This window comes from Micromonospora sp. NPDC047753, assembly GCF_040642735.1.
Lineage (GTDB): Bacteria > Actinomycetota > Actinomycetes > Mycobacteriales > Micromonosporaceae > Micromonospora.
In genome coordinates, this window is record NZ_JBEYSL010000520.1 from 1 (window position 1) to 4573 (window position 4573).

At 72.1% G+C, this 4573-nt stretch carries 4 protein-coding genes; 2 read left to right on the forward strand and 2 right to left on the reverse strand.

Translation table 11 applies throughout. The features are described from left to right. Positions 1-35 precede the first annotated feature (35 nt). Positions 36-1415 carry a nitrilase-related carbon-nitrogen hydrolase gene (locus ABZ749_RS29935; RefSeq protein ID WP_357233658.1) on the reverse strand — a complete coding sequence of 460 codons (1380 nt, stop codon included), beginning with the start codon at positions 1413-1415 and terminating at the stop codon, positions 36-38. 109 nt (positions 1416-1524) lie between these two features. On the opposite strand from ABZ749_RS29935, the gene ABZ749_RS29940 reads away from it, so the two are divergent. After that, on the forward strand, positions 1525-2634 hold the full coding sequence (locus tag ABZ749_RS29940) for a sensor histidine kinase (RefSeq protein ID WP_357233660.1): 1110 nt from the start codon (positions 1525-1527) through the stop codon (positions 2632-2634). Further along, positions 2634-3287: a response regulator transcription factor gene (locus ABZ749_RS29945; protein WP_357233662.1), complete on the forward strand. Its 654-nt coding sequence runs from the start codon at positions 2634-2636 to the stop codon at positions 3285-3287. Before ABZ749_RS29940 ends, ABZ749_RS29945 begins: the two co-directional genes overlap by 1 nt. A 56-nt stretch (positions 3288-3343) precedes the next feature. Here ABZ749_RS29945 and htpG read toward each other — a convergent pair. Further along, positions 3344-4573 (reverse strand): molecular chaperone HtpG (gene htpG / locus ABZ749_RS29950; RefSeq protein ID WP_357233665.1); only part of this gene is annotated, 1230 nt, incomplete at its 5' end.

The window sequence follows — 4573 nt, forward strand, 5'->3', positions numbered from 1 at the left end:
CGGGCACCCGGACGCGGAGCGCATCCGTCGTCGGCTCACGGACGCCGACCGGCTGTGACCGGCCGGCGGCTCCCGACGACAGCGACGACCAGCAGGATCACTGACAGGAACGGAAACCAGTCTCCCGTACGCGAATAGACAGTGCGCCACCCTGCCGTCGGCGCGGCGCTGACCAACAGCTCAGCGTCACCGGCGGTGGTCTCACCCAGCATCCTGCCGCCGGGGTCGGTGACCGTCGGACGGCCGAACGCCGCGGCCCGCACCACGACGAGGCCGTTCTCCACGCCCCGGACCAGTGCCATCCGACCGTGCAGCCAGCCATCGGAGGTGAAGTCCAGGGCGGGAACGAGCAGCACCGAGGCGCCCTGCGCCCGATACCGCCGGACCAGGCCGGGATAGTCGAGGTCCTTGCAGATCGCGACGCCGAACCGCCCCTCGACGACCACCTCGCCGTCACCCGGCGTCAGCCAGTCTTCCAGGCCCGGGATGAGATGCTGCTTCTCGTAGGTCGCGACGGTCCCACCCGGTTCGAGCACCAGCGCGACGTTGCTCGCCCTGCCGGCCCGTTGCCGCACCGCGCCGACGACGACCTGAGCGTCGGCCTGGCGGAGCGCGGCCACGAGCACGGGCATGGTCGTGTCCGACACGGCGAACACCTTCTCCGGCAGCACGACGATCCGTGCCCCACGGGCAACCAGACCTTCGACCCGTGCGGCGTAACGGGTGAGCAGGTCACGGCCGGGCGGCTCGTCGATCGGGAGCCCGTCCTCGGGTTGCCGCAGGGCCACCAGGCCGACGGTCACCCGCTCGGCCGGGTCGGGGGAACGGCTCAGCGACCAGGCCGACCATCCGCCGGCGCCGAGCAGGAGGACGAGCAGGCAGGTCAGGGCGGGGCGTGTGCTCGCGCGCAGGGCGGCGAGGGCGACAGGGACGGCGAGCAGCAGGTAGGTGACGCCCCAGACTCCGGTGAGCGCGGTCAGCTGGATGACCGGGCGGACGTCGGCCTGGGTGTAGGCGAGGCTCCACCAGGCGCCGTGCGGCAGCAAGCGGGACGCGGCGTACTCCCCCAGCACCCAGAGCGAGGGCACCGCGAGGACGGCGAGGACGGTTCGTCCGCGCAGCAGCAGTGCGCGGGCGAGCAGGACCGTTCCGGTCGCCAGACCGATGCCGAGCAGGACCACACCGGCGACCACGGGGACCGGTAGTCGCAGGGTGCCGAGGTAGTAGCCGAGCACGCCGCACTGACCGATCGACCAGGCGAGGGCGGTCGCGCACAGCGCGGTCCGCGGGCGTACCCGCGTCGAGGCGAGGATCAGCGGGAGCGGGGCGAGCCAGGTCAGCGCGGGGACAGGGTGCAACCCGGTGCCACCGAACCAGAGCAGGCCACTGAGGAGCGTGGCGAGGATCGTCATCATGTGTCGAGCGTGTGGCGCGGGCGGCCGGGACGGATCGCCCGGTGAGCCGGGATCGATCTGGTCCCGTGGAGGGAGGCGTCGGCGCGCCGGGTCGGACGATACTGCGGACGTGAAGCGGTACGTCAATCTCGCCGTCACCGTGGCCGCCGTCGCCGCGACGGTGCTGCCCGCCCTGCTCGGCGGGCCACGTGCCTGGTGGGTGCTTCCGCTCGCGGTCGCGTCGTCGGTGCCGGTGCTGTGGCGGGACCGGGCGTTGCTTTGGGTCGCCCTCGTCGTGGGCGTCGCCACGACCGTCTCCGCCTCGCTCGGCGCTCCCCCACTGCTGCCGGTCGGACCGCTGGTCTGCCTCTACACGTTCGCGGCGCGCGCCTCCCTGCCGATCCGCCTGCTCGGCGTCGCGCTCACCGCCGCCGGCCTGCTGGTCTCGCTGCTCTACCCCCGCCCGGACGTGGAGGTGCTGCGTTACCTGTCGGTCGCCTACCTCTTCGCGTACGCGTTGGGCACCAGCACCCGGGCCCGCCGGGCCCAGGCCGCGGCCCTCGCCGAACGTGATCGTCGCGTCGCCGGTGAACGTACGGCGGCGGTGCTGCGCGAGCGCACCCGCATCGCCCGCGACCTGCACGACATCCTGACCCACGCGGTCGGTGTCATGATCGTCCAGGCGGAGGCGGGTCCGCTGCTGGTCCGCCACCAACCGGATCGCGCCGATGCCACGTTCGCCACGATCGCCGCCACCGGCAGGGACGCGGTCGTTCAGCTCCGCCGCGCGGTCGGCAGCCTGTACGAACCCGCCGACGAACCACTCGACCAGCCGGGTCTGGACCATCTTCCCGTCCTCGTCGAGCGGGTCCGTGCCGCCGGCCTCGACGCGGTGCTCACCGTCTCGCCGTCCGGAGGTGCCGTCGCGCCACCGCCCCCGGACGTCGGGGTGGCCGCCTACCGGATCGTGCAGGAGTCCCTCACCAACGTGGTGCGGCATGCCGGGGCCCGATCGGTGCGCGTGCGACTGGACCACGCGGCGAACTCGCTGATGGTGTCGGTCACCGATGACGGCTGCGGCCACCAGGCGTCCGAGAGCAGCCGGCCCGGGTACGGGATCGTCGGCATGCGCGAGCGCGCCCACGCCTGCGGCGGCACTCTGCGCGCCGGCCCGGCCTCCGACGGTCACGGCTTCACGGTGACCGCCACACTGCCGCTGCCGGCACCGGCGGTGGTCTGATGGTGCGGGTCGTGCTCGCCGATGACCAGGATCTGTTCCGGGCGGGGTTCGCCACCATCCTCGGCGTCGAGCCGGACATCGAGGTGGTCGCCGAGGCCGCCGACGGCGCGGCGGCCGTGTGGGCCGCCCGCGAACACCGTCCCGACGTCGTCCTGATGGACATGCGAATGCCCGTCCTCGACGGTGTCGCCGCGACCCGCCAGGTCTGCGCGCTCACCCCGAGCCGGGTCCTCGCCCTGACCATGTTCGACAGCGATGACTACCTGTACGCGGCCCTGCGGGCCGGGGCCAGCGGCTTCCTGCTCAAGGACGCTCCCCGAGCCGACCTGGTGAACGCGGTCCGTGTGGTCGCGGCCGGGGACGCGCTGCTCGCTCCCGCCGTGACCGCCCGGGTGATCGGCGAACTGCACCGGCGCGGCCATCCGGACCCGGCCCGGGCCGCCGCGGTGACCGCTCTGACCGCCCGGGAGACGGACGTGCTGCGCCTGATCGCGGCTGGTCTGTCCAACGCCGAGATCGCCGCCCACCACCACCTCAGCGAGCACACGGTGAAGACGCATGTCGGCAACCTGCTCACCAAACTGCACCTGCGCGATCGCGCTCAGGCGGTGATGATCGCCTACGAGTCGGGCCTGGTGATTCCCGGTCAGTGACGGGGCCGGCCGGCGGGCCCGCTGCTCGGGCGGGCCGCCGGCCGGGGGTATTCCAGTTACAGGGTGCGGGCCAGCCGGTCGGCGAGCGTCCGGGTGAAGCGGGCCGGGTCGGTCAGCTCACCGCCCTCGGCGAGCACCGCCAGGCCGTAGAGCAGCTCGGCGGTCTCGGTCAGGGCGGCGGTGTCGCTGCCCTGCTCGTGGGCCTTACGCAGCCCGGACACCAGCGGGTGACCGGGGTTGATCTCCAGGATCCGCTTGGTGCTGGGGATCTCGTGCCCCATCGCCCGGTACATCTTCTCCAGGGTCGGGGTGAGGTCGTGGGCGTCGCCGACGACGCAGGCCGGTGAGGTGGTCAGCCGCGACGACAGGCGGACCTCCCGGACGCTGTCGGTGAGGGTGGTCCCCAGCCAGTCGAGCAGCCCGGCGAACTCCTGTCGCTGCTGCTCGCGCTCGGCCTCGGCCTGCTGCTTCTCCTCGTCGGTGTCCAGGTCGATCTCGCCCTTGGCGATCGAGCGCAGTGGGCGCCCGTCGTACGTGCCGACCCGCTCGACCCACACCTCGTCGACCTGGTCGGTGAGGAGCAGCACCTCGTGCCCCTTGGCCCGGAACGCCTCCAGGTGCGGAGAGTTCTCGATGGCGGCCCGGGACTCGCCGGTGGCGTACCAGATGTCGGTCTGGCCGTCCTTCATCCGCGACACGTAGCCGGCCAGGTCGGTTGGCTCGTCCGGGTCGTTGGTGGAGTTCACCGACAGGATGTCCAGCAGGGTGTCCCGGTTGTCGGTGTCGTCGATCAGCCCTTCCTTGACCACGGCGCCGAACTCGGTCCAGAAGGTGCGGTAGCGCTCGGTGTGGTTGGCCTTGAGGTCCTTGACCGTGGCGAGGACCTTCTTGACCAGCCGGCGGCGGACGATCTGGATCTGCCGGTCCTGCTGGAGGATCTCCCGGGAGATGTTCAACGACAGGTCGTGCGCGTCGACCACGCCCTTGACGAAGCGAAGGTAGGTCGGGACCAGCGCCTCGCAGTCGTCCATGATGAAGACGCGCTTGACGTAGAGCTGGACGCCCCGGCGGCCCTGCGGGGAGAACAGGTCCAGTGGGGCGTGGCTGGGCAGGAAGAGCAGCGCCTCGTACTCGAAGGTGCCCTCGCCCTTCATGTGCACGACCTCGAGCGGGTCGGCCCAGTCGTGGCTGACGTGCTTGTAGATCGACCCGACCGGAGAAGAGGATGCCCGACGAGGGCAGGTGTGCGCGGTCGTCGGCCGGAGACCGCCAGCTCCGGACCGCCG

Excerpts from the sequence above, each read along its gene's own strand:
- ABZ749_RS29945 (WP_357233662.1), top strand. The coding sequence starts at position 2,634 with ATGGTGCGGGTCGTGCTCGCCGATGACCAGGATCTGTTCCGGGCGGGG.
- ABZ749_RS29935 (WP_357233658.1), bottom strand. The coding sequence starts at position 1,415 with ATGATGACGATCCTCGCCACGCTCCTCAGTGGCCTGCTCTGGTTCGGT.